The sequence below is a fragment of the Carnobacterium gallinarum DSM 4847 genome, assembly GCF_000744375.1.
GTDB classification, from domain to species: Bacteria; Bacillota; Bacilli; order Lactobacillales; family Carnobacteriaceae; genus Carnobacterium; species Carnobacterium gallinarum.
Window position 1 is genome coordinate 632883 of the sequence record NZ_JQLU01000005.1, and the last position, 21869, is coordinate 654751.

19 protein-coding genes and 1 other RNA gene are annotated in these 21869 nt (G+C 34.0%); 2 read left to right on the forward strand and 18 right to left on the reverse strand.

Annotation, left to right across the window (positions count from 1 at the left end):
• Window positions 1-20: 20 nt before the first annotated feature.
• From BR43_RS07855 to ffs, 12 genes are all read right to left on the reverse strand, one after another.
• Entirely contained in the window at window positions 21-902 is an 882-nt protein-coding gene (locus BR43_RS07855) for a WxL domain-containing protein (RefSeq protein ID WP_034560891.1), read from the reverse strand.
• Window positions 903-955: 53 nt separating this feature from the next.
• A complete protein-coding gene (locus BR43_RS07860; protein WP_034560892.1) occupies window positions 956-1726 on the reverse strand; it encodes a WxL domain-containing protein in 771 nt (256 codons plus the stop codon).
• A gap of 16 nt (window positions 1727-1742) precedes the next feature.
• Window positions 1743-2462, reverse strand: coding sequence for a WxL domain-containing protein (locus BR43_RS07865; protein WP_034560894.1), 720 nt, complete (start codon window positions 2460-2462; stop codon window positions 1743-1745).
• Window positions 2463-2510: 48 nt separating this feature from the next.
• Entirely contained in the window at window positions 2511-3212 is a 702-nt protein-coding gene (locus tag BR43_RS07870) for a WxL domain-containing protein (protein WP_034560896.1), read from the reverse strand.
• A gap of 24 nt (window positions 3213-3236) precedes the next feature.
• Entirely contained in the window at window positions 3237-4031 is a 795-nt protein-coding gene (locus BR43_RS07875; RefSeq protein WP_034560898.1) for a WxL domain-containing protein, read from the reverse strand.
• Between the two features lie 31 nt (window positions 4032-4062).
• A complete protein-coding gene (locus BR43_RS07880; protein WP_034560900.1) occupies window positions 4063-4773 on the reverse strand; it encodes a WxL domain-containing protein in 711 nt (236 codons plus the stop codon).
• Between the two features lie 31 nt (window positions 4774-4804).
• Window positions 4805-5158, reverse strand: coding sequence for a hypothetical protein (locus tag BR43_RS07885; RefSeq protein WP_034560902.1), 354 nt, complete (start codon window positions 5156-5158; stop codon window positions 4805-4807).
• 40 nt (window positions 5159-5198) lie between these two features.
• Window positions 5199-10193: a pectate lyase-like adhesive domain-containing protein gene (locus tag BR43_RS07890; protein WP_034560904.1), complete on the reverse strand. Its 4995-nt coding sequence runs from the start codon at window positions 10191-10193 to the stop codon at window positions 5199-5201.
• Window positions 10194-10267: 74 nt separating this feature from the next.
• On the reverse strand, window positions 10268-10585 hold the full coding sequence (locus BR43_RS07895; RefSeq protein ID WP_034560905.1) for an LPXTG cell wall anchor domain-containing protein: 318 nt from the start codon (window positions 10583-10585) through the stop codon (window positions 10268-10270).
• 384 nt (window positions 10586-10969) lie between these two features.
• A complete protein-coding gene (locus tag BR43_RS07900; protein WP_034560907.1) occupies window positions 10970-12481 on the reverse strand; it encodes an AcpB/EbpR/MafR family transcriptional regulator in 1512 nt (503 codons plus the stop codon).
• A 62-nt stretch (window positions 12482-12543) separates the two neighbouring features.
• Window positions 12544-12774, reverse strand: coding sequence for a hypothetical protein (locus BR43_RS07905; RefSeq protein WP_034560908.1), 231 nt, complete (start codon window positions 12772-12774; stop codon window positions 12544-12546).
• A 328-nt stretch (window positions 12775-13102) separates the two neighbouring features.
• Window positions 13103-13189, reverse strand: an RNA gene (gene ffs, locus BR43_RS19530) — signal recognition particle sRNA small type.
• Between the two features lie 421 nt (window positions 13190-13610).
• Between ffs and proC the strand changes: the two genes are divergently transcribed.
• Entirely contained in the window at window positions 13611-14423 is an 813-nt protein-coding gene (gene proC / locus BR43_RS07910) for a pyrroline-5-carboxylate reductase (RefSeq protein ID WP_034560911.1), read from the forward strand.
• A 156-nt stretch (window positions 14424-14579) separates the two neighbouring features.
• Here the strand turns inward: proC and tadA are convergent, their stop codons facing one another.
• Window positions 14580-15077: a tRNA adenosine(34) deaminase TadA gene (gene tadA, locus BR43_RS07915; RefSeq protein ID WP_034560913.1), complete on the reverse strand. Its 498-nt coding sequence runs from the start codon at window positions 15075-15077 to the stop codon at window positions 14580-14582.
• Window positions 15078-15200: 123 nt separating this feature from the next.
• Here tadA and BR43_RS07920 point away from each other — a divergent pair, with 123 nt between their 5' ends.
• Entirely contained in the window at window positions 15201-16067 is an 867-nt protein-coding gene (locus BR43_RS07920; protein WP_034560915.1) for a helix-turn-helix domain-containing protein, read from the forward strand.
• Window positions 16068-16185: 118 nt separating this feature from the next.
• Here the strand turns inward: BR43_RS07920 and BR43_RS07925 are convergent, their stop codons facing one another.
• The 5 genes from BR43_RS07925 to BR43_RS07945 are packed head-to-tail and all read right to left on the reverse strand — an operon-like array spanning window position 16186 to window position 21752.
• Complete coding sequence (locus tag BR43_RS07925; RefSeq protein WP_051933870.1) at window positions 16186-16986, reverse strand: CYTH domain-containing protein; 801 nt, start codon at window positions 16984-16986, stop codon at window positions 16186-16188.
• Between the two features lies 1 nt (window position 16987).
• Window positions 16988-18046 (reverse strand): MBL fold metallo-hydrolase, encoded by a 1059-nt coding sequence (locus BR43_RS07930; protein ID WP_034560917.1) that lies wholly within the window; start codon window positions 18044-18046, stop codon window positions 16988-16990.
• Window positions 18043-19686: an ABC transporter permease gene (locus tag BR43_RS07935; RefSeq protein WP_034560919.1), complete on the reverse strand. Its 1644-nt coding sequence runs from the start codon at window positions 19684-19686 to the stop codon at window positions 18043-18045. Before BR43_RS07935 ends, BR43_RS07930 begins: the two co-directional genes overlap by 4 nt.
• A 23-nt stretch (window positions 19687-19709) precedes the next feature.
• Window positions 19710-20780, reverse strand: a complete 1071-nt coding sequence (locus BR43_RS07940; protein ID WP_034560921.1) for an ABC transporter substrate-binding protein — start codon at window positions 20778-20780, stop codon at window positions 19710-19712.
• A gap of 3 nt (window positions 20781-20783) precedes the next feature.
• Complete coding sequence (locus tag BR43_RS07945) at window positions 20784-21752, reverse strand: ABC transporter ATP-binding protein (RefSeq protein ID WP_034560923.1); 969 nt, start codon at window positions 21750-21752, stop codon at window positions 20784-20786.
• Window positions 21753-21869 lie beyond the last annotated feature (117 nt).

The following is a 21869-nucleotide window of genomic DNA, read 5'->3' on the forward strand; positions in this document are numbered from 1 at the left end:
TTACTCAGCTCTAATAAAAATTAAGCAGGAGTATTTGACATTTCCCAAGTAATTACAGATTTGTAATCGCCAGGAGTTTTCTTAGCTCCAGATGGAACGTGTAATTGAATAGTGCTATTTGTTGGAGCAGGATCATTTTGGTTTGTCGCATCAATGTCATAGGCCTCATCCACACCACCGTATAAACTAGTCCAAATATTAATTCCTTGTGTTCCAGAAGCATCTGCTTTAAACATGTCTACTTGAGAAGCTGAATTACCTGCTTGAGGTGTTGCTAAATCTAATTTAATTCCATCAATGTTAGCTTGTCCTGGTGCAATTGTATTCAATGCAGTTGGTACTACTGGTGTAAGAGTAGCATCTGTAGCATCCATCCCAGAAGCTGAAACAACAGTAGCATCTTTAAATGTGATAAATGCGCCTGTCACAGGAACACCTGTACCATCAACACGAACTAAGTCAGTAGCGCTAGCTTTAACAGTCCAACCAAATGCATCTCCGCGAGTATCATTGACTTGTAAATAGTTTGGAATATAACGTTCAGTTGTACCGTCTGCTTTAGTATTTAAACTAAATTGTGCATTAGTAGCTGTATGCGTACCTTTAATTTGGATTTCACCAAATTTCAATGTTGGTGCTTGGTTAATACGTAATTGCCCAATTGTTGAAGCTGGTGGTTGTGGTGTAATAATATTAGGTTCATCCGTTGGATCGACAACCGGACCTGTACCATCATCTAAGATAAATGTTGCTTCTCCATTTGTTGTTGCTTGATCTGAAGCTGGATCTGGATTTCCATCTTTATCTAAACCTGTACCGTTAATTGCAAATGCTGGTGTTGCTGAAACAAATAATGCCCCAATTGTTACGAATCCGATTAAACTTTTTTTAGTTAATTTCATTATATATTCTCCTCTTTTATCTTTTTTTGTGTTATATGTTATCTTTTTTTTAATTATGGTGCGTCAGATAATTGCCAAGTTAGAACTGAATTATAAGGTTTATTCTCAATTTTTTTAGATCCACCAGGCACTTCTAATTTAATTGCTGAATTTTTAGTCATTGCCGTAGCATCGGCTGGAACTTCTCCAAATTCATTTAACCATGTTCCAATACCTTCACCAAGTTTACCAGCTACAAGAACACCTGAAGCATCGCGTTCTTCACCAGCAGCAGAAAGAAGTGTTTGTAGACTATTCGTACCATCTAAAACAAGAGCAGACGCAACCGATGAGTCATTTAACGTCAATGAATCTGGAGTTAAAATTGTTGGTGGAAGTTTAGTTGTATCCCCATCTGCAGATGTTGATTTTGCTGAATGGAAGCTTAATTTTGCACCTATTAACTTTTCGTCTTCTTCAGTTCCCGCTGAAAATTGCGTATTGCTTACTTCTAATTTCCAACCAGCATTAGTACCACGATTATCAACTGTTACAATATTCGTTGGTGAAAATGTACCGTCTGTATTTGCATTGAAGATTGCATCGTAAACTGTACGATTTCCTTCAGTTATCAATGAACCAAAGTTAATGTCTGATAAGGATTCAATGTGTAATTTATATTGTCCGTTTGGTCCGGTATATTCTGTAAATGTTGCATACGCATTTGATTCTGCTGTTTTTTGTTCTGGTACAACTGGTCCTGTTGCTGCGTTAGAAACATTTGCAAGACCTAGAGCAGAACTTGCTGTTACTATAGCAACTAAAGCTACTTTTGTTAATTTCATTTTATTATCCCCCACTTTAATCTGGTGTATCAGCTAATGACCACGTTAATTGTGATACATAGGCTACATTTGTTTTTTTCTTTTGATTTCCTAATATTTTTAAACGAATGGCATCATTTTCAGTTGTTGCAGTTGGGTTAGTTGTTGCATCTGGATTCACTCCAAATTCATTTAACCACGATCCAACACCTGTCCCTGAAGTAGCTGTAATGATTGGTGTATCTATGCTATCCCCATTTAATACAATTCCGCCAGTTGTAAAGCTTGGTGCAACTTTTGTTATTTCTGGAAATAGGCTTGTTTGACTTGAGACCATATCATGGAAACTTAACTCTGAGCCAACTAATACTTTATACTCATCAGTAACGCCTGCTGCTGTAAATTGTGTATTTTGAACAAATAATTTCCAACCTGGTTGTTCGCCTCGAGTATCATTCACAACAATATTCGTAGCTTTATAAGCCCCATTATCATCATTGTAGACAGAATTATAAGTTTTGGTATCTCCTTCAATTTGCTGATGAGATCCAAAACTAATATCTGTTAATGACTCAATTCTTAATGGTGATAAATCTCCACCCGGTCCTGTATTTGAAACAAAAATACCACTAGCATTAGACTCAGCTGCTTTTTGATCTGGACCTACTGGATTAGCTGCCGCTACTAGTTGTGGAGCAATCACAAAACTAGTACTAAATAGTACTGCACTTGCTAACATCACTTTACTTATTTTCACTATTTTTTCCCTCCCCATATTGCTTATAACTACGCAATCTCCAACTTTTTATTTACCAGGTGCATCCAATAATGTCCAAGTTAAAACAGACACATAGCTTGCATTTACAGTTTTAGTTGTACGTCCCGGTACATATAACTCAATAGCTGAATTCTCAGTAGTTTCTGTTGTTGATGCATCTACTTCTGCACCAAAATTATTAGTCCATGTTCCAACACCTGTTCCAGCAGCAGCATTTAAAATTGATACTGGGGCATCTGTACCATCTAAATGAACAGCAGCTGCAATTGTTGGTGCTTCATCTACTGGATAGTTATTTTTAGAAACTGGATATACTTCTTTGAATGTCAAAACAGCATTATCTAATTTATCTGTTGCGTCTGCAGCATTTGTAAATTGAGTATTGCTAAGTTGCAGGGTCCAACCTACATTTGATCCGCGAGAATCATTCACCACAACATTAGGCGTTGTCAATGATCCACTTGTTCCATTAAATACACCTTTGTAAGTGTGATCATCCCCAGAAACCTGTTGATGATTACCAAAAGATATATCTGTTACATTTTCAATACGTAATGGTGATTTTATATCTGGTCCTGGTCCGGTATTTTCTTGGAACGTTGCTGTTCCTTCTGATGACCAAACAGTTCCATTTGAATTAACTTCTTGTGCAGCGGAAGCCGATGTTGTTGCAAAAGCAACACCGCTAATTAATACTGCACCTAACAAAGATAATTTTGTTAATTTCATTTAAAATTCCTCCTTTTACTTATTTTATTTAGGACTTGCAATAAGTGTCCATGTCACACTTGTTTTATAGGTTTCAGTAACTTTCCCTGTGATACCTGGTACAAATAATGATACAGCTTTATCAGCAGTTCCATTAGCAACACTTGATGGATCAGCAAAATCACGTTGACCAAATAATGTATGCCAGCTTCCCATTCCTTGACCAGCAACTGCTGTAGCAATTGTTGACGCCTCTGCTCCTGATGGATCTAAGGTAATTTTTTGAGCGAATGCAGTTGGTGTAGTTGAACCATCTGTTACCAGATTTTTTGAGTTAAATCCAAGATCAGCGAAACTCAAGGCTGCATTTGTTAGGATTTTACCAGAATCTGTTTTAAATTGACCATTTTGTGTCGCTGTCAATTCCCACCCAGTATTTGTTCCACGCCCATCATTAATTTCAACATAATTAGGACGGACAACTGGTGTAATAGCCCCTGTTGCTGGGTTTTTGATGCTTCCCTTAGCTAAATTTGCATAGTAAGTTGCATCGTTACCAGAAATTTCGACTGTTGGAAATTTCAAATCTGTTGCATAAACAACTGTCAAATCACCTGGAATACCAGGTTTTTCTACGTCAGGAATATACGGTGGATCAACGTCTGGATCCGTGTCTGGATCTACTTCTGGATCTGTTGGTTCAGTAATCGTTGTTTTCTTTTTAAAAGTTAAATCACCTTGCGACGTATCAGCTGTTCCATCTGCAGCTAAGGCAAGAGGTGCTGCTAATAAGCTTGAAAAAGTTAACGCTCCAACTAAAACTAGTTTTGTTAATTTCATGTTATTTAATCTCCTTTAAATAAAATACCTATTAATCTGGTGTATTTCCTAGTTCCCAAGTTAAGCTTGTTTTGTAGGTACCTTCTGTTTTCGCAGAATTCCATGGCACCATCAATTCAATACTTTCTACACCTTCAGCATTGTTATCACCAAAACGTGTTCTCCAAGTCCCCATTCCTTGATTCGCTTTTGCATCAACAATCAATTGATTGTCTCCGCTTGGCGTTAGAACTGTTTCAGTTGAAATTGGCGCATAAATAACATCAGATGTATTGCTTGATTTTGCAATACCATTTTTAAATGTTAACGTTGTATTTGTTAAAGTTGCTGCACCAGATTTAAATGCATCATTTTGTTTAACTTTTAAGCTCCAACCTGCTAGAGAACCACGATCATCTGTAACCTGCACGTAATTGGGTACTTCTTCTTCTACACCATCACTTGTTGTTACTTTCGTTAATTTTGCTTGATATACCATATCTTTATTAGCAATTTGATGCTTTCCAAATTTAATATTAGAAATATAGTCAATGGTTAATTCTCCAACATTTCCAGTTGGTGGATCAATTGGTACTACTGGTTCTGGTTTAATTGGATGAACCGGTGGTGTTGTTCCCGTTTTTTTTGTGTACTCTAACTCTGCATCACTTGTTGCTGAATCTGCTGCCGAAGCATTGAGACCATAACTTACTAATCCGCTAACTGAAACAAGTCCAATTAAAGCTAATTTTGTTAATTTCATTTCCAAATTTCCTCCGTTATATTAAACATTTTTACTGATTGATACGTCTTTTTAGCTTCTTTTTCTTTCTTAATGGAACTGCTTGCTTTTTCAATTGAAGTTGCCATTCAACAAACATAGCCATAATTGTTAAAATTACCGTTTCACCAACAATTAATGTAGCTAAGTTAGAAAATACAATCGATGTCCCAACATCAATAAAGCAACCAATCAACAATATAATAATTGATACAAATGAAATCAGGAGAAAGCTACCAAATAATGTCCAAACTATTTCAAATTTTCCTTTTGAATCTAAAATATTCATTCCTATACTAGTCAAACCTAAAATTAAATTTAAGCCAAATATTAGTAATAAGATTCGCGTTACTAATTCACTATTCATCGCTATTCTCCCTCATTCATGGATGTACTCTCTTCACTTTTTACGGTGCGTCGACTAAACTCCATTCAATTTTCCATTTGTATTCTTTAGCTAAAGCATCTCCTGCATGAACATTTAGACGTAAACCATCATCATCATCTGGTTTCCACCCAAACTGAGTAATTCCATCTTGAGCAGTTTTATCACTCACTCTAACAGGAATCGCATCACGACCTAAAGCAACACTATTATTATTATTTTTAAATACTAATGAATTTGGCAATTTAAGACTTCCATCTAGTTCTGCACTATTATCAATATCAAGTAATTTAGCTGCTAAAGACCAATTTTTTAAGTTTGTTCGTGTATCATCTACTTTAAAATCAATATCTGATTCAGGTGTATAGACTTTATCTACTGAACTGATTTGTTGTTTCCCAAAATCAACACTTACTGGAGCTTCAATTAATTTCAGAACACCTTCAACAACAGTGGTTTCAGTTTGTGTAGAAGTTGCAGCAACTGGAGTACTATTTCCAGATAATGCAGTTAATGAAGCTGTATTTAAAATCTTAGAACCTAACGCCGTACCAGCTTTAACTTTTACATCAAATTCAATTGTGTAGACATCATTGTAGAGCATTTGCTTTGTAGCCGTAGCAGTTATTTTTCCTGCTACATAGGTTACAGTCCCAATGCTATCACCTTGTGAATCCTTAATAGTTCCATTTGTTGCAGATTCAAATGCAGCATCAAGATTATCCGTAATCACTAAATTATTAATCTTAGAATCTTGAATAATATTTTTAACTGTTAAACGATATTTCATTGATTGCCCTGCAACAATACGATCAGTTACAGCACCAGTAGTTGAACTTAATGCTGTTTTTTCAAACTCAACTTTAGGTTCTAATTCTAAGATATTGACCTTAGTTGCGGCTGCAAAAGTTAAATCATGGAAAGAATAGGCTTCACGCGGATTAATATTCCCGGTTGCATTCCATGAAGGCTGTTTCACTTCTGACGCCTCTAATGTTGCTTGACCGGCATGATCACTTAGATACACTCGAATCACATCACCACTAGTAAAGTCACTAGGGAATGTTAATGTCCAATTACCTTGGGCATCTACTGTATTTTGGACTAACGTTACGCCATCTGCTTCATAGATTGGTTGGTCATTGTTCGTTGCTGTAACCAATGCCCCTGGTTCGCCACCAGTCCCTTGATAAACTCGCGTTTTATCCGTAATGTTAGCTTTGTCTGTAATAACTGCAACTTCAGGTGGAGTTGTATCCACAACTGTTTGTTTTGGTGCAATCAAGTCTTCTGGTAAACTTACATGAACACGAGCAGAATTAGGATCTGCACCACCACGAATGGCTTGAGTCACTTCAAGTGTTTCACCTGTTTTCAAGAATTCATTATTTGGCAGTTTGAATGAGAACATTCCCCCACGACCAGCTTCACCCCAGATTTGAAGACCTGTAGAAGTCGAATCTATCCCTGTTGTTTTTGCCACATAATTAGAAATTGAACCATCTACTTTTGTATGTCGAATTGTAACAAAAACTTCATCTGTCCATGCATCACGAATACCTGATGAACCTTCAGGCACTCCAGCATGTCCATAAATTGTTTGATCTGCATTTGTAGGCATTCTTAATTCATCAACTACCGCACGTGCATTATTTCCACTCATACGAGTATAGCTTGACATTCCGGCGTTTCCATAAGAGGTAGCACTAGTATTAAATTCTGTTGGGACATTTGTACTTTTAATACTAATAAAATTGGCTCCAGTCAACGCATAATCAATAATTGTCCATGCTCTAAAAGGATTCCCGTCTACATTTGTACCATTTTTCCAAATAGATAAATCTGAATTTGTAGATTCAAACACAGAAACTGCATTAGTAGCAGCAAAGACATTTCCTCCACCAACTCTTCTATTTTGAAAATCATAATAAAGTGGATTCGTAACTTTAATATCTGCTCTAGGAGAATTAAAAATAGCTCTATTTGCACTTAAAGTTCGTCCTACAGCTTCAAAAACAGTTCCTTCTCCAGCTACGATGACCATTCCACCAGAATTATTATCAATAGCAGCTCCATATGGAGAATTTAAATTAACTTCACTATCTTTGCCAATTAAATTAAAACTATTAACTGGATTAGTACCTCCATCATACATAATTGCTTGATTTCGGTCTTGACCTCCTGGATCTAGCGGACTGCCAGTACCAGCATTCTCTATATCAAGATGACTTCCACTTGATATATTAACAGTATTATTTCCTCCAAATAACCTTAAGCCTGCTGCACTACCGCCATTAGAGGTTAATTTAATTAAAGAATTGTTTGTAACATTAAAAATCATGTTACCTCGTAACCTAAATCGTAAAACAGAACCACGCTCATAAGTTCCACTAGTTTTTTGTGATAAAATTAGTTTCGAGCGATTATCCACATTAAATCGACCACCGTCAGATTCTAGTGTCATTGCGCTTGAACTAATATTAAGAGCATCTACTCTAAGTTCTGCATGATCTAATACATTTACTTCACTGTTCGCTCCATTGACAACAATTACAGCACCCCAATCTGCTATTACAGATGTTGTTCCTGATACATTAACTACAGTTCCCTCGCCAGAAACTGTAAAAGTACTATTTTCAGCTCGAAAAAGAATGGCTATATAATTTCTACTAAACAAGTTCATTGTAGAACCGCCATTTACAATAAATTTACTGCCCGCTGCTCTTGTCCCGAAACCTGCATAAATCACATCACCTTTAACAACGCTCTTGTTAGTAATTAATACATCTTGAGAATCAATTGCAGTACCACTAGTATTAGTCGTACTAAAATCTACTGTACTATTATCTACTGTAAATACCCCATTAATATTTATCGCTGAACTTGCACTACTCTGAAAGTCTAAAGAACCATTAAGAATCGTAAAGTCATTTGTTGTTGTTGTAACTGCACCGGCTGTATTAAACGTATTTGTACCTGTCAAATTAACATTCCCAGTATTAGTAAAAATGACATTTTCTCCTGTTGCAGTAACGCTAGTTTCACCTGATAAAGTAATATCTGAGGTTGTTGTTCTAGTACCACTTGCAATAAAAGTATTTCCTGTAGTATTTGTAATAATATTTTTACCAGCTACTGTAATTGCATCTACTGATGTAAATACAGCACCAGTTGTTGTATTAAAGATATTATCACCTTCAACATCAATCGTTCCTGCACTTGTTGCTAAAGCGCTACGAGCTGTTTTGAACTCATTTTTGCCTTTAATTTCAAGGCTTCCTGTACTCGTAATTAAAGGAATTGTTGTTGATGTTCCGCTATTTTCTATTTTATTAACCCCGCTGATACTAATAGGTCCACCAAACAAACCTCTACCGGTTCCAGTATTAATTGTATTTGTACCTGTTAAAGTGATTGCTCCTGTACCATTAGTCACAATATTTCCACTTGTACTTGTAATAATAGTATCGTCAGCTAGCGTAACTGCACCATTCCCACTACTTGTAAATACAGCACCAGATGTTGTTTTAAATTCAGTACTACCTTTAACATCAATTTTCCCTGTACTAGTTACTAAAGCACCCGTAGCATTTTCTAGTTTAGTAGTGCCATTGATACTATCAATGCTGATATCTCCACCAGCTAAAATTCTAGCGGTTCCTCCAGTACTAATTGTATTTGTACCAACTAAAGCAATAGCTCCAGTACCACTATTAAGAATCGTTCCACTTGTACTCGCAAATGTATTATCACCTTTTACAAGGGCTGTACCATTCCCAACAAACATATTACCTGTTGTACCAGTAATTGTATTCGTACCATTTACAGAAATTGTTCCACTTCCCGCAAACAAAACAGCACCTCGGTAGTTTAGATTATTTTCTCCTGAAAGAACTAAGTTTCGGTAAGTGAACAATACTGTATTTGCTGTTTGATAAATAGTATTTTTGCCAGTAATTGTTAAATCAGCATTTGTCGCTGTCACAATAGCCGCAGTATTTGTTGATGGTGTTGTAATATTATTCAATACAACATTCCAATTTGTACTATTTGCTGCTGTCGAGCTAAAAACTGCTGTTCCTGGTGTCTGTGTTTTAATCAAATTAGCATCATTGATGACTAAGTTTGTTGGGACAGTAGTAGCTGCTAACAAAATTCCGTTATTGCCTGTTCCACCTGAACCAAAATTAATTGTATGAGCATTTCCGTTAATTGTTATATCTCGATTGATACTACCAGGATTGAATCCAGATGCTGTACCTGATCTAGTAATATCTGCTCCTAAATTAATTGTATCTACCGTTGAATCGGCAAGAGCAGTCTGAAATTCTCCCCAAGTAGTAACTACACTGATAACACGTGGCGTTAATGTTCGTAAAGTAGGAACATCAGTGACTTCTTCTATCGAAACTTTCGCTTCTATAGGGTTCTCTATCACAGAATTTTCATTAGCTATACTGCCATCCTTTGATGTTTCCTTCAGTTTTTCAACTATCAAAGTTAATTGATTTGAATTAAATTGTTTCTTTTCAAATTCTCTTCCTGCTTGAATTTGATAACTTCCAGCTTTAGAAGCACCTAAACTAATTAATACTTCTTTCTTTTCACTTATCTGATCCAAAATGATTGTTAATTTATTCTCTTCGGCTGTCCATTTAATATTTACTCCATGAAATCCATTATTTAACTGGGCCGTTTTTACAGAATCATACGTAACATCTCTTGGTAACACAATTATTATCGGTTCATCTAGAATACTATGTGTTGATTCACTTTCTTCATCTGTTGCCTCAACTGCATCTACCTTTTTTTCTATAGACGTTGTAGCATCATTCAGCGTTAATAAAATCTCTTCATTTTGCTGATACGTATTCTTATCACTTATAAGTGTAATTCCTTCACTCGCACTAACACCTTGATTCTTATTAAAGAACTGATGTGCTAACCCTCTACTAGAAACTAGTAAAACCGTAAATAACAAAATTGCTAAAACTAACTTGTTTCCTTTATGTTTCAAATTTCCATCCTCCTAACTAGGATAATCTCAAATAGAATTAAACCAATTCTTATCTCAATTATCTTTTTATTCTCTTATTCATTTTTAGCCTTCAACTTTTTTTTAGTCATCAGCAGGATTGCTCCCCCTAACAAGAACACACCTAAAGAAATTTCTTGTTTACTTTGACTCTCCCCAGTTTGTGGAAGCTTTCCTGCTGGTGGTTTTATCGGTTGTGGTGTTGGTTCTGGTATAGGCGTAGGTGTAGGATCTATTGGTGGTTTAGGCTCAAATCCTTCAAACGTAATCCCAACTTCTGATTCTGCACCATCGTCAGCAGATACTGAACCAACTGCAATAAAATTAAATAGAAACAATAAAAGGACTAAAAATTTCATTCCTCTAACTTTCATTTTTTTCTCCTTTCTATTTCAACTTTTCATTGTGGCAACCTTTTTAGATATCCATAACGATTCTTATCATAGAGAAGACGATGATTTTTTTACTTTGCTATAAACTTAGTTTGCAATTATCCATTTATAGACAATCTTCCTCCCTTTGAGTCAGCTCCTTTTCTTCAAATTATCTAAAATCATGTACTCCACATTTATTTATCGCAACATCTAATTTATGCTACGTTCAAAGTATAGCAATTTTTATTATTGAGTTTTTTAATTTTTTTTCCTCCTCGAAGGCAGAAAAAGAAATAGAATTTCTCTAAAAGCAGAAAAAAAAGAGAACTATTCAAGAATAGTCCTCTTTACTAAATTAATTTTCACTATAGAAAAAATAACGGCTTATTTGCCACTGTTAACTTCCTTATCATACATACTAATTTCAATAAACTTTTTCTGTAGCATTTGCCTATCCTTTAATGTAGGAATACTTTCTAAAATAGTTATAGGTGTTGTTTTATATACTTTATCAAATTGTTCATACCATTGATCAGCAATTACCAAATCTACATCGATACTGCTAGATGTACAAAATTCAATTTCAAAACTTGTTTGTTGCTTAATCACACCTTCTAGATACTCATAACTGCTCGTTCCCAAGGAGGTAATAACTACGACTCTAAGCTTTTTTTCAGTACTACTAACAACTAAATTATGCTGAATTAAGCTTCGATAATTTTCCTTTATTTGCGTTATAGAGACACTTTCTAAAAATCCAGAAAAGAGTTCGCTATTTTCTAATGTATCAAAGAAATCAGCAAATTTTGCTTCGTCAAACTTCATTTCAGGTATATTATTTATTTGTTTTACTTTAAAATCACTAATAAATAAATCATCTTCACCGCGGAAATTAACCTCTTTCATGTGGATATAAATGAGTTGGGTAAAAAACTTATTATACTGTTGTACATCAAAGGTTAGCTGGTATTCTTCCATAAATACACTAAGCCACTGGCTAGATAACTGATACTCAATCAAATTTTCTTTCTGAAAAGTAAGTAATAACTCAATTGGAAATGAACCTTCTCTAATGACTCCTCTACTCATAAGAAGTACTTTAAACAGGAACAATATTTCTTCTAAAATATTTTGCTTACATAACTTTTTAACTGGTTCATTAAGCTCATCTTTGAAGCTGTTAAATAACTGAGAATTGAGTAACGCTTTATCTAGATCCGTTTTATTCTCGATTAAATAACCAGACCTATTTCGACTAATACAAATCGCGACCCAATATAGAGCATATTCATACTCTGGTATTTCTAATGGCTTTTGGTTAAACATCTCCATAATTTCTATAATTTCAGATAATTCTTCTCGATTCACATTGATAAATGGCCAATTTGTTCCCCAATATGAAGCCCAATAAAACTTAAAATAAAAATATCTAATTTGCAGTTCTGAGCCAATCAAAATAGATGTGCCATTAAAGCCAAACTGTAACTTAAAGCTAGATAATACATTTTGAGATTCATTAATTCGATTATAAACAGATGTGTAGCTTAAATAATGGCGTAATGAAAATTCAGTGATATCACGAAAATCGCCATTAAAAATTTCATTATATAATTGAAACAAAGTTGAGCTTTTTAAGTAGTTTAGTTCTATTTTTTTTATTGCAATAGTATCTACAAGTCCCATAAAGTAGCCCTGATTGCTTTTTTCAATTAAACTATCTGGATAACCTTCTTCAAAAATTTCATCTTGTAAGACAACTAAGCTTTTCACTAGAGTTTTTTTTGAAATATTTAAATACTCCACCAACTCATTTAAACTAAAAACACGAGACTCTGAACTTAAAATTCTTAATAAAGTTACCTTACGATAAGACATCCTATCAAAAAATCTCTTCATGCAGTTCCCCCTTTTGAGAATAGAACTCTATTATTTATAAACAAAACATAATTCTCCTTTTATTAACTATTTAGTGAGATTCCTTCAAACATCAAATCAACAGATTTAATTTCAATGATATTTTCCAAATTCAAAAATATTTTTTCTCGTACTTTTTCCTCGGTTAAACCATATGGGAAAATTAAAATCCGGGTAAATTCTTTTAATAAATACTCTTTTCCGTATTTAATTTGAGCTTCAAATGTAACACAATATACGTCCTTATCCTGCCAATAAACATCAATAAAAGACATAGTATCCCTCCAAGCTAATTTTCTTATTGATATTGTACTTATAAACCCACAGTAAAGACAATCTAATTTACTGGAAACTCTTTTTAAAAAATACCCCTTCTGAAGAATTAAAAAAAAAATATCTTTATCAATTTATTCACATCTACTAGAAACTAACTTTTACCTATAAACCATAATGTATCTATCAAAAAAAAGCAATATTAATTAACTATTTACTTATATGTATTATAAAAAAAACAATCAACACACCTTCTTTCTAGTTAACTATTTATAAAAAAACAAACTAGATATGTTCTATCTAGTTTGTTTTTTTAACTATCTGATACCTATGTACATACAGCACATGGCGAAATCTACTTAGTGCTGCTTCCTTCCGGATCTGACACGATTCGTAGACTCACCATTGCCATACGGCCTTGCGGCAATTTCTATTCTACCTTAGATTTTAGATAAAAGCTAGCTTTTTTTCATTATTCAGCTTTAATCTTCTAAAGTAACTTCTTTTTAAGACATATTATTCATTATTTCTTAGGTATAGATTGAATTTTTCTTCAAACAGTTAATCCAAACAATGCGAATTTACTACGATTAATCTTACTTCTTTAGATGATTCAAATGCTAATTTATTTAATTTTTCAGTATCAGATGATGATTTACTATGTATCTATAGATTAGCTTCATTAGGATGTCATTAATTTTAGGAACTGACAAATTTACAATTAGATTGACTCTAGTCTGTATCAAGATTGTCAGTATAAATCAACCATCTAAATTTTCACAAGAAAAAAAAAGCTAAATTATGTTAAAATAAGACAATAACTAAAGGGGTGTTTCAAATGAAAGTCGGCTTTATTGGAACAGGAAATATGGCAAGTGCTATTATTAAAGGAATGATTCAAACAGGTCATACAAAGGCTAATGATATCTTTGTTTTTGATGTGGCTACAGATAAATTAAATGCTTTTACTCAAGATACGGGAACAACTGCTTGCGAATCTAATCAGGCATTAATTGCCGAAGTAGATATTGTTTTACTAGCAGTCAAACCAAATAGTATCGGACATGTTCTCATCCAGCTTCAAACAGAAATTGCGGTGCGTCAGCCCTTAATTATTTCCATTGCAGCTGGAACAACTATTGAGAAAATTCAAGGATTTCTGGGTGCAAGCAATCCAACAGCGATTATCCGAGTTATGCCTAATCTAAATGCAATGATTGGCGAAGGTATGGCTGCTGTTTGTGGTAATCAGATTACTACAAAAGAACAAATCACCTTTGTTTTAGGCATATTTAATGCCGTCGGACTGGCTGTTGAACTTAGTGAGAATCAATTTAGCACCTTCACAGCAATTGCTGGTAGTTCACCTGCATACGCCTTTTTATTTATTGATTCATTAGCTCGTGGAGCTGTAAAAAATGGCATGCCTAAGGATTTAGCTACTAAAATTGCTGCTCAAGCCGTTCTGGGTAGTGCCAAAATGATTTTAGAAAGCGATGAGTCTCCATGGAATTTGATAGATCAAGTTTCTTCTCCAGGTGGAACAACGGTTGCTGGTTTAGTTGCTTTAGAAGATGAGGCTTTCATTTCAACCGTAATTAAAGGTGTCGATGCAACTATTAAAAAAGATCAAGATTTAATGCAACAATAAACATGTTTCAAAAATAAAAGTAAATTCACCGTATCAAAAAAACTACTGTGAATCTGCTTTTATTTTTCATTTATTTCCATGTACATATGATTATAGATTAAAATGAGTATTATATTTTTAAATTAGACCGAAAAAAAAGAGAAACTTATTCATCCCTTAGTCATTTTTTTGTTTTAACTTTTCTGCTTTTTTTCGTAAACGGAGCTCTCTAAAAAAATCGCTTAAAAGTTTTCCACATTCTTCTTCCAAAATTCCTTTTTCCACAATTACTTGGTGATTAAAGCGTGTATCTGTTAATAAGTTTAGTAGCGTTCCCGCAGTTCCTCCCTTAGGATCACTTGCTCCATAATAGACCTCTTTCATCCGTGACATAATCATAGCGCCGCTACACATTGGACAAGGTTCTAGGGTAACAAACAGGCTAGCATCCTCTAAACGCCAACTTTCCATAAACTGATTCGCTTCACGAATAGCAATCATTTCAGCATGTGTTGTTGCATCGTTGGTTTCTTCACGCATATTGTGACCACGAGCAATAATTTTTCCATCAATAACAATAACTGCTCCGATTGGTACTTCTAACTTATCCCCAGCTTTTTTTGCTTCTAAAATAGCTTCCTGCATAAAATATTCTTTTTCCACATGTGTATACATTTATTCTATTCAACCCTTTAATATTTTTTCTTAATCATATCACATTCCCCTTCATTTTTTTTAGTTTAATGGTAAACTATAATTATCTGGTAACGGATTCAACATCTGAAAGGAGCTAGTTAATTGGACTTTACACAACTTAAAGCAATTTATCCACATGCGCAACTAAAAAATAGTGCCTCAACTGATCTAACCGTTTTTTCTATTCCTTGTGGTGAACAATGGATTCATATCAATCAAACAGACTTATCCACATCTGAAAAAAAACTATTAAAAACTCTATTTCCTACTATAAAAAGCAACGATTCTGCACTCATTAATCACTTTTGGTATCAATTTTTGTGGAAAAAAGCAAACTTATCCACAAATCACTCTGGAACCTATCGAATTATTCAATTTGAAATTCTGACAAAAGAGCAACAAACAGATTCTACTGATTGGTTAGATGCTTTTCAAAGTATGTTTGATCAGATTGAAGACGCTTTTTTCGTCACCGAAAACTATGGTATTTTAATTCAAAAAGAAGGTACTGAAGGATTAGGCTATGAAGAGATTTCAGGAATTATTCAAACTTTGGAAGATGATTTTTCTATTAAATCGATTTGCTATCTTGGGCAATATTGGCAATTAAATTCTATTTTCCCATTACTATTTAATGAAGAAAAAGCTATTTTCTTACAACAAAAGGAGAAAATTAAAGGCTTAACTGTTCTTTCTCTTTCCCAAACTGCCCTTCCTTACTATGTAAAATCAGCAACCGATCAGAGTAAATTAATGAACGAGCTAAAAAAACATTTTTCAGATCAGTTAGACTGGCAAGAATTAGTTAAGGCTTTGTGGGAAACTCAAGGTAATATCTCTATGGCTGCAAAAAGTCTCTACGTTCATCGAAATACTCTTCAATACCGGATGGATCGCTTTACCGAAACTACTGGATTTTCATTAAAAAATAAAGATGATCTAATGCTGTGTTACTTACTTTTGCTATAAAATAAAGTTTCTAGGATGAAAATCAACCAATAAAAAATCCCAAGAAATCAACATTTATAAAAATGGATTTTTTGGGATTTCTACTATTTTAGGATTATGCCTCAGCTTTGTTGTCTTATTAATCCATTACAAAATTGGTTTTTCCTCTTTGATCTGGGCTTAAATAATTTAATTGTGCAAGTTTTTGTTGCCATGCTGCTTTTAATTGGTTGCTTTCAGAAATTGAGTTAGTTTTAACAGATAATTCTACCATTTTTTTCCCATTATAAGTCCAAACCTCAATATCAATATCTTTTCCTTCAAATTGTCCTTTATAAGAAGTTGCTTGTGCAGGACCATAAATAATCGCTTGATCTAAAGTAGTATTATACCAACTACTTGTATCCCAGTTCTCCATTTTTTTTGGTACATTAGCTTTTATTAGCTTAAGTGCATCTGCTAACTTGACTGTACCGTATGTTACTTTTTTAGTCGTTTTTATGGTTTCTTTACGGCTCACACTTAATACATTATTTGTTCCCTTACTATCTACTTCAAATTTATAATTTGATTCAGATCCATCAAATCCTTGATTCAATAAGGTTTGAATGCCAGTATTAATACTTTGTCCTACAAGACGTTTCTTATAGGTAATATCAAGTTTTGATTCATTTTGATAGACACGTAACCGCTGAATTGTATCTTTGGCTTGAAATGCCTTATTGGCCGTATCAAAAAAGTAAATTTCTAATTTTTTATTTTTTGTCCCGGAAAAAACCTCTTGTATCTTATTTTTATCAAATAAAGTTTCATTTAAATTAAATTTCACTTCACCAGTTGGCTGAATTGAAGCTGCATTTGCTGCTTGTTGTGTAGCTATTAATAAACCAAAAATAAAGATCATGAATGGAAATGCTTTTAATTTTGATAGAATTTTCACCTTAATAAACTCCTTTAGGAATAAGTTTTTTTATTTCAGTTAAACCATCTTGTTCAGTCAGCCATTTACTATGAAAATAAACAACCTTTGTTCCATCGATATAACTAGTTAATTCTTGAATATCGTAGTTGTCTAAGTGTGTTTTATATGGAATCGAGTCATGTTGGTGATTGTCTATTTTAATTTCATGTACTTCATCTGACATGCGACGATCACTTAATTTGCTCGTAGATTTTTTGAAAAAATAAATACTTGATTCACATCTAACATCCACATATACACGGGAACTTTCCATCAACTTTTTTAATGATTGAACTTTATCAGACATCAAGTTAGTTGAATGTTGGATATGAAATTCTAGCCATTGCCAAACTTCTTGATCTAAAATCAATGTCCTACTACTTGTTTCATATAGATAAAGTAAAATATCGATTAATTTGTTTGAAAAAGTCAGCTCCATATAAAAAGATTGTTGTGGATCCTGATTAATTTTTTGACTAAATTTTACTAAACTAAGAGAATTATCAATAATCCCATCTGCATTCCCACCTTCAATCAGTGCTAAATCATATTGCACTTTCGGTGGGCAGTTTAATTTAGTAATATAAGGTTGAAACGAAAAATCTCCTGAATAAAAAATACAGATTCCATGAAGTCGAATGCTAAACCATAGACTCCCAATTACATGACCAGAATATCCCCATAAAAATTGAATATTTTTTGTCAATGATTGCCATTTTCTTTTCGTACTTGTTTCAATCAACATCAATTGTTTATTTTCTAGACCTAACCAATCCGCTGTGGTATCACTCGTAATAATCGTTCCATGATAGCCTAGTTCTTCCAGAAATGGCAATGCTCCAGTATGATCCGTATGCAGATGTGAAATAAAAACACCCTTTAAACGTGCAATATGATTTTTAGTTAAATCTGGTAACTGCTTTGAAGCATCATTCATAATGCCACAATCAAGTAAAATCGCTTCGCCAGCCACTTCAATATAAAAACAATTGCGACCATATTCTCCACAGCCTCCCAAGACTTCTAATTTTATGGTCATTTACGTTCCTCCGTCTTTTTTAATTTTTCAATCGCAATCATAAATAAAATTGTGATTAAAACCGTCACAACAGCCATCGCCATCCCAGAGCTATCATTTCCTTGTTCAAATTGACGATAAATATACGTTGCACTTGTCTCAACTCCTGGTGGCAAGATTAGAAGTGAGCCGACTAGCTCTCGCATCGAAATAATAAATGTCATCATTCCCCCAACAAGTAAGCCTCTCTTTAATAAAGGAAGGTAAATATAGAATAACGTGTAAAAATTATTCTTTCCAAATATTTCAGCTGATTCCATAATAGAGGCATCCAATTGTGTTAAATTACTTTTTACATACTGAACAGAGTACGGTAAAAATAATCCTGAATAAGTGACTACTACCATGGCTTTTGTATTATAAATAGTCGCTGGTAACCATGGTAAATTCCAAAATAAAATAAAGCCAACCACTAAGACAATTCCAGGAATAATATTTGGCATCAATACAATGAAATCAATGATTTTCTGAGTTTTCTTTTGCCCTTTTTGAATAAATATTCCAGCAAAAAATCCAATAATAGTAGTAATCACCGTTGTAAAGAACGCAAATTCTAAACTGTTGAAAAATGCTCCTCGCCCTTCACCACTAGCTAACTCTGAATAAGCCTTAAGACTAAAATTCCCCCAAGCCAATCCATCTCCACGAATTTTCATTAAAGACGTTGCAATAATTGAAAAATAAGGAATACCGATTGAGAATAAAACAATGAATCCAATAATGAACCAAGATACAAAAAGCATTTTTCGTGAGCTGCTATAAGACGTATTTTTGGTTTTACCAGATACCGTTCCATACATGAATTTTTGAGCAACACGATTTTGAATAATCCAAATAATAAAACAAAGGGTGAACAAAAAGAAAGATAAATTGGCCGCCATTTGAATGTTTACTGGCCATTTAGATAATTGATTATGAATTTCCGTTGTAAATACACGATATCCAATTCGACTACCAAATGTAATTGGTGTTCCAAATTCAGCTAATGTTTTAATAAAAATCAACAATACACCTAAAATATAACTAGGAATCAATAGAGGCAATGAAACCTTAAACCAATTGATTAGATCATTTCTGCCAAAAATTCTTGCTGCATCTTGAAATGAACCTTCAATTTGCAACAAAGAATTTTTTAGCATTAAATATAAAAATGGAAACAAATGAAGACTCATAATAATCACCATTCCTGCTAACGAGAAAAACAATGGCGTTATTCCTGCTAATTTTGGAAAAAATTGAACTAAAAAACCATTTTTTTGCATAAATAAAATCCACCCCATTGCTCCAATATAAGGTGGTGTCATAAATGGTACTGTAAAAATAATATCCAACCATTGATACTTGGCTAATGATGTCTTCGTTGTAATCAATGCTAAAGGAAAAGCTAATAGAGTTGTTCCAATAACAACAAAAGTACCTAGCTTTAAAGACTGTGTAAATAATAACCATACACGTGGATTCACAATGGCTTGCTGCAACATTGAAAAATCGAATTGTCCATCTTTAAAGAATGTATCTTTGACTAAGGCCATCATCGGCAACACTGTAATAAATCCTATTGAGATGACTAACAGGATAAAGCTTTTTTTTCTATCTAGCATTTATTTTACACGTCCCTACTTTATTAAGATCCAAAAGTAGTTGTAAATTGTTCCAATACTTTTGCTTGTTCCTTTTCAGAATTTGTCCAGTCGACTTTTAGTTGTGGAATATCTTTTAACTCCGCACGATCTTTAACTGGTATTTCACTATTTCCAGGTAATAAATACGCTTTTGTAACTAAATTTTGTGCATCATCAGAAAGCAAATAATCAACAAATGCCTGTGCTGCACCAACTTCTTTAGCCGATTTAGTAATCCCCACCGCTCTCGGGCTGACAACTGTTCCACTTTTTGGATAAACAATATCAATCGGTTCGCCTTTAGCTTTAGCACTATAAGCCATATAATCGACTCCCGCTGCAGCTATATCCTTTTCTCCTGTAATGACTGAATTTAAAGATTCTTTATTTGCTCCAACTGCTTGCAGACCATTGTCTTTCCAACTTTTAATTGTATCCCAACCTGTTTTTTCTACAGTTGTAAACCCATATAAGAAATCCAACGCTGATCCTGACAAAGTTGGATCAGGCATATTAAAGCGATCTTTCCATTGACTATCCTTCAAATCAGCCCAATCAGCTGGTGGCGTTGTAACATTTTTCGTATTATACGTAATTCCCAAAGCTGAAGCGCTATAGCCAAAATAATTATTCTCTTTATCTGACCATTCCTTTTGCAATTTTTCTTTGCCAACAGCATCTTCATAAGGTTGCAATTCACCAGCTGATTTTAAACCATCCATTGCGCTTAATGATGCTAACACAAGTACATCTGCTACCGGATTATTTTTTTCCGCCGCTACTTTTGATAAAATTTTTCCTGTTGTCCCTTGAAATAAATTAACTTTCACACCAGTCTTAGCTTCAAAATCCTCTTTCAAAGACGTTGCCAATTTATCTGGACCTGCTGAGTATACCGTAATTTCTTTGCCCTTAATTGCTTCAGGTGTCTTTTGTGGTTTTGCTTTTTCTTCTGTTGATGCATCTTTAGCTGAAGATGACTCTTTCACTGCTACATCTGCTTTCCCGCACGCCCCTAATAAAATTGCACTAACCCCTAGCAAAATACTTAACCTCTTAACTGTTTTAATCATTCTTTAGTCCTCCAATGTAATTAAATCTTGTGCTTGAAAAAATAGTGAACAAGTACTCCCGATTTCTTGATGTGCTGCATAATAAAATTCCCACTCGTAACCATCAACTTTTCCATTAATAAGATAGCGATCTCCCACAAAAGTTGATTTTTCAATTTTAATTTGTTTTTCAATCACATCCATCGCTGAATTTTTACTCATTGTTATTTTTTCTGGTCGTAAAAATTGTTTTTCTGTGAGCCAATTTACTTTTCCAATAAAATTAGCCACATATTTAGTTTTTGGTTGATGATAGATTTCAGTTGGTGATCCCAATTGAATCACATGACCTTTTTCCATAATCAAAATTTGATCCGACATCGTCATGGCTTCTCCTTGATCATGAGTGACAAAAATTGCCTGACAATTTGTTTGTTGAACAAGATTTAAAATCTCTTGCTGCATCCGTTCACGCAAAACGGCATCTAATGCCGATAAAGGCTCATCAAATAAGATTAGTTTTGGCTGGGGCGCTATTGCTCTGGCTAAGGCTACCCTTTGTTGTTGCCCTCCAGACAATTCTCCCGGCTTGCGGTCTTTAAAATTTTCTAAATTCACCATTTTCAAAACATCCATCACACGTTCTTGACGTTCATTTTTGGATAAATCAGTTAATTTTTTCAATCCAAATGCAACATTTTCAAAAATAGACATATGTGGCCATAAGGCAAAATCTTGAAAGACCATTGAAATCATTCGTTTATTTGGTTTAACATTCACTTTATCTGCTCTTGAATAAATCACTTCATCATCAAACTTAATCATACCTTCAGTTGGTTCAACTAAACCTGCTAGCATTTTTAACATAGTTGTCTTTCCACATCCTGATTCACCTAGAATCGTTGTGAATTTTTCAGAAATTGTTAATGTGGTTGGTTTCAATACTTTATTTGTCTGATAGTTCTTTTCTAATTCATGAATTGAAATCTCCATACTAAGCTTCTCCTCCTATGGAACTAGTGTATCAATCTACTGTTGACTCAACGTTAACAGAACGTTAACGTTTATTTAAAAATACACATATATAATAGGAGATAAGTTTCAAATAAT